The following is a 4,774-nucleotide window of genomic DNA, read 5'->3' on the forward strand; positions in this document are numbered from 1 at the left end:
GGGTCGCGCACGAACACCGGCAGGACCTCGTCCGAGGAGTCGACGGCCGCCAGGAGGGCCGGGTGATCGGCCAGTCGTAGGTCGCGGCGGAACCACAGGATCGAGATGGTCACATCGCCTCCGGATCTCCTCGGGCGGGTACCCTCCCCGGGGTCGTGCCGGATCCCGCCGCCGTGGCTCGATTGTGGCAGACGCGGTCACCCGAGCGAGGACGCCGAGGTGAACGCGGCGGACACCGCGCGGTCGATCGCGGACGGCCGCACCCCGAGTGCCCGCGCGGCCGCGGGATGCAGGAACGTCCGGATGGCGCCGGCGGGGACCGCGGCCGGCCACCACTGGCGCGGGCGGAGGAGCTGCCCGCGGTAGCGCGTGAGCGCCGGGGTGACGGCGAGCGCCCCGGTCCGGTCGCGGAAGTAGGCGTCGAAGTCCTCGACCGTCGGGGGCAGCGGTGCGTCGGAGATGCCGTAGGCGCGGTAACACCTGCAGCACGAGGCGTAGACCGACCGGCGTTCCCCGGCGTCCAGTGGACCGCGGAATCTCGTGATGGTCTCGAACAGCGAGTCCACGTACGTGGCGTGTTGGAAGTGGAAGACCTGCGGGTCCAGTGAGTGGTAACGGTGGCCGTCGGCGTCGGTTCCCCGGATGGTGTCGTGCGTGACCACGTTGCGCCTCGGGATCCAGGACTCCGGATGCGGGTCGAACGCCATGTCGATCGTCGGGGGGACCGATCGCTGCTTGTGCAGCCAGACGAAGCCCGGGGAGGGCGAGTGCTCGAGCATCGCCGCACTGATCGCCGGGTGCATCAGCTGCAGTGACACCGCGCGGGGCAACATGAACAGGAACTGCCGGGACCGGAGGTGCTCGAACAGTCCGGGTTCCGGGGTGGCCGCGCCTGTCATGGGTGGTCCCGCCTCTCCGTTCCGCCGGTGAGGCTAGTGGGCGAGCGCGGGGAAGTGGGGCACGACGGTCTCGGCCAGCTCGTGGACGACCTCCCGGATCGGCCGGCGGGACGCCCCGACCCCCAGCAGGACGTGGTTGACCCCGATCCCCCGCAGGTCCGCCAGGTGCTCGACCAGACGCCGGTGACCGATCCGGAACCCGAAGCCGATCGGCGAGGCCGCCTCGTCGGGGTCCTCGGCCAGGTCGATCTGGAGCGATTGCGCGAAGGGACTGAACACCTCGTCGTCGTCGGATCCTCTCTCCCGGCTCTCGGTCACCACCTCGCGCCACCTCGCGGCGGTCCGGCGCTGCGCGTCGAAGTCACGCGGGTAGGTCAGCCATCCGTGCCCGTGGGCGGCCAGGTACGTGATGCTCTGTTGACACGAGCCGGTCATGATCAGCGGCACCGACGAGGCGGTGGGCTTGGGGACAACGTCCGCGCTGTGCATCCACCCCCCGGACCAGCGGATCCCGCGCATCTCGGTGGTGAGGGCGTGTGTCATCACCGTGAGGTTCTCCCGGAACCTCTCCCCCCGCCGCCCCTGCTCCAGCCCGAACGCGCGGAACTCCTCCGGCCGGTCGCCGGAGGCCACGCCCAGGAGGAACCGGCCGCCGGAGAGACGGTCCAGGCTGGCCGCGGACTTGGCCACGTGCAGTGGATGGCGGACGGGCAGCACGACGGCCGCCGTCCCGAGGGCGATCCGGCTGGTGTGGGCGGCCACGTACGTGAGGAACACCCACGGATCGTAGATCTGGCCCACGTCGCCGAACGACGGGACGCGAAGCGGGATGTCCCGGGCGTAGAGGGCGGCGAACCCTCCGGTCTCCGCGGCCCGGGCGACCTCGATCTGTTCGCTGATGTCCGGGCCGTCAACCCGGTCGGCGCGCGTCCGCAGCGGGAATCCCAGCCCGAGGGTCAGTCGCCCCGCGCCGAACGTCCGACGGAAGCCCGGGAGCCGCCGGGGGTCACCGTCGGACGTGTCGAGCGGCGAGGTGGTCATGTGCCCCACCCTCGCACGATCCGGTCGACGCCGGTCGACGGCCTCGCGTGCGCGCCGCTCGTCTAAGCTCTCCTTCATCGATCGAGCGAGAGGCCGGACGTGACCACCACCCTCCTGGCCGCCGAGGCGTCCCCCACCGAACTCGTCTCGCTGTTCTGGATCGTCCTGGCCGTCTGGGCGGCACCGGTGCTGTCCGGGGTCACCCGCTCGTTCATCCCGGGCGTGGTGCTCCTCCTGGTGGGCGGGATGGTGATCGGCCCCAACGGTCTGGACCTGGCGGTGGAATCCGGCGGGGTGGCGCTCCTCGCGGAGCTCGGGCTGGGGATGCTGTTCCTGCTGGCGGGGTTCGAGCTCGAGGTCTCCACCCTCACCGGGCGCAGCGGACGACGAGCGGCCGGGACCTGGGTCGTCAGCCTGATCCTGGCAGCCGGGGTGGGGTGGATGGTCTCGGGCCGCTGGGAGACCGCCGTGGCGATCGGGCTCCTGCTCACCTCCACGGCCATCGGGACCCTGTTGCCCATCCTCAAGGGCTCCGGCCATGACAGCACCCCCGTGGGCCGGGCGGTCCTCACCCACGGCGCGGTGGGGGAACTGGGGCCGATCCTCGTGATGGCGGTGCTGCTCGGTACCCGCAGCATCGAGTCCTCCATCGCGGCCGTCGGGCTGTTCGGACTGGCCGCGCTGGTGATCCTGGCGGTGCCGGCCCGACTGCTCCACATCCCCGCGCTCGGTCGGGCGCTCCTGCAGGGCACCACCTCCACCGGACAGCTGGCCATGCGCACGGTGATCCTGCTGCTGGCCACCATGATGGTCGTGGCCACGGTGTTCGGTCTGGACGTGGTGCTCGGCGCGTTCGCCGCCGGCATGATCCTGCGCCGACTGGTCGACTCCCTCGGGGCACACCTGCGCGGCGGTGGCCAGGCCCCGGACCGCGGTCTCGCCGCGATCCTGCTCCGTCAACTGGAGACCGTCGGCTACACCCTGTTCATCCCCGCCTTCTTCGTGGTGTCGGGGATGGGCATCGACCTCGGGGCCGTGGCGGCCTCGCCGTGGGTGCTGGTGGCGGCCGTGGTGAGCATGCTGGTCCTCCGCGGCGGAGGGGTGTGGCTGGGCGAGACCGTCACCCGCGCGAGCCCCGGGCTCGACGGTCCACGGGAACGGGCGAGGGTGGGTCTGTACGCGGCGACCGGTCTCCCGATCATCGTGGCGGTCACCGAGGTCGCGGTGAACAACGGTCTGATGACGGGCGAGATCTCCTCCGTCCTTGTGGCGGCCGGGGCGGTCACCGTCCTGCTCTTCCCCCTCCTGGCGGAGGTGGTGCGGGCCGGAGCCCCGGTTCGTCGGCCGGGCGCCACGCCACCGTCACCGGAGGACCCCGTCTCACCGGGGTCACGGGGGAACGACGACGACGAGGACGGCATCCGGTGAGGTCCGGCGTCAGCGGTGGTACCCGGGCAGCGGTCTCCGGGTCGACCGTCTAGCGGCGGGACCCCGCCTCCGAGGACACGCGACCGGGCTGGTCGGTCGGCATCAGCACCCGGGGCCAGTGGGCCAGGAGCAGACCCGCGGCCAGGGCGCCGAGACCACCCGCGGCCATGTCCCCGATCGTGTCGTCGAGGGTCACGTAGATCCGGTCCGTCAGGTAGGCGTGGCCGAACCACTCCACCATCTCCCACAGGGCGCCCAGGGCCAGTCCGAAGGCGGTGGTGAGCACCACCGCCGCCGCGGCCGGGACACCCCCGTCACCCGGTGCCGGCACGATCCCGCGGTGCGCGAGGAACAGGTAGGTCACCACCGCCAGCGCTCCGGCGCACGCGAAGTGGACCACGATGTCCCACCACCAGATGCGCGTGTACAGGTCGAAGACGTTGCTCCAGGCGGCGACGAGCAACGTGACCGACACCGCGGTGTCCGCCCACGGCCTCATCCCGACGAAGCGCGGGAGCATCAGTCCCGGCAGGGCGAACGCGACGATGGCCGCGTCCGTGAGACCGTGCAGCAGCAGGGCGAGCAGGACGCTGAGGGCCCCGAGGATCCGCAGAGCGTCCGCCGCCATCCGCACGCGGTTCTCCGCGGGACGCAGGAAGTTGTCGATCACGCGGCGACACCCCCTCGGTCGAGACGCACGACGGCGTGGACGGGCAGATGGTCCGACGCCCACACGCCGCCGGGCCGCAGCGGGTTGACCGCGGCGTGGGTGACCCTAAATGCTGACGAGGCGAGTATCCAGTCGATGCGCGCCCCGTTCCTCCGCGGCGCGCGGTAGCCGGTGTACGTCCCCCACTCCTCGCTCGCGCGGGTCCGCGCGCTGTGCCAACTGTCGACCAGAGTCCCCTCCCGGACCAGTTCTCGGACCGCCGCACCGGCCGGGCCCGTGTTGAGGTCGCCGGTCACCAGCGCCGGACTGTGCCGGGCGGACGACGGGGCGGCGGCGGACACCAGGTCGAGAATCGCCCGCGCCGACCGCAGACGGGAGCGCGCGGAGAACGGGTCGAGGTGGGTGTTGATCACGAGTAAGCTCCGTGAGGTCCCGCGATCGCGGAACTCCGCCGACACCATGACCCGGGGGATGAGGTTCCCCCAGGACGCCGATCCCGCGCGGGTGGGCTGATCGGACAGCGCGATCTGGTCCCAGTCGAGCAAGTCGAGCCTGCCCGAGTCGTAGAAGATCGGCGAGGCCTCGCCGCCCCCGTCTGAGCCCCGACCGCGGCCGACCACGGCGTACCCGGGGCCCAGGGCGTCGAGCATCACCGTGGCCTGCTCACGCAGCACCTCCTGGGCGCCGAGAACCGTCGGCCGCTCGGCGGCCAGGAGCGCGCGGACCGCGGGGGCGC

Annotated in this window: 6 protein-coding genes; 1 reads left to right on the forward strand and 5 read right to left on the reverse strand. The window is 72.2% G+C overall.

The window, feature by feature from the left end; translation table 11 throughout:
- The 3 genes from G6031_RS08070 to G6031_RS08080 all read right to left on the reverse strand — a co-directional run.
- The coding region (locus G6031_RS08070; RefSeq protein ID WP_182652980.1) for a deoxyribodipyrimidine photo-lyase at positions 1-113 on the reverse strand (113 nt) is incomplete at its 3' end.
- A gap of 84 nt (positions 114-197) precedes the next feature.
- Complete coding sequence (locus G6031_RS08075) at positions 198-899, reverse strand: oxygenase MpaB family protein (protein WP_182652981.1); 702 nt, start codon at positions 897-899, stop codon at positions 198-200.
- A 33-nt stretch (positions 900-932) separates the two neighbouring features.
- A complete protein-coding gene (locus G6031_RS08080) occupies positions 933-1,940 on the reverse strand; it encodes an LLM class oxidoreductase (RefSeq protein ID WP_179525628.1) in 1,008 nt (335 codons plus the stop codon).
- Between the two features lie 99 nt (positions 1,941-2,039).
- On the opposite strand from G6031_RS08080, the gene G6031_RS08085 reads away from it, so the two are divergent.
- Positions 2,040-3,368: a cation:proton antiporter gene (locus tag G6031_RS08085; RefSeq protein WP_347238467.1), complete on the forward strand. Its 1,329-nt coding sequence runs from the start codon at positions 2,040-2,042 to the stop codon at positions 3,366-3,368.
- Positions 3,369-3,417: 49 nt separating this feature from the next.
- Here G6031_RS08085 and G6031_RS08090 read toward each other — a convergent pair whose 3' ends face one another.
- The gene (locus G6031_RS08090; protein ID WP_182652982.1) at positions 3,418-4,038 is read right to left on the reverse strand and encodes a hypothetical protein; all 621 of its coding nucleotides are present in this window, start codon (positions 4,036-4,038) and stop codon (positions 3,418-3,420) included.
- On the reverse strand, positions 4,035-4,774 hold a 740-nt coding region (locus G6031_RS08095), incomplete at its 5' end, for an endonuclease/exonuclease/phosphatase family protein (RefSeq protein WP_241737253.1). The genes G6031_RS08095 and G6031_RS08090, both read right to left, overlap by 4 nt.

This window comes from Dietzia sp. CQ4, from assembly GCF_014145125.1.
Lineage (GTDB): Bacteria > Actinomycetota > Actinomycetes > Mycobacteriales > Mycobacteriaceae > Dietzia > Dietzia natronolimnaea.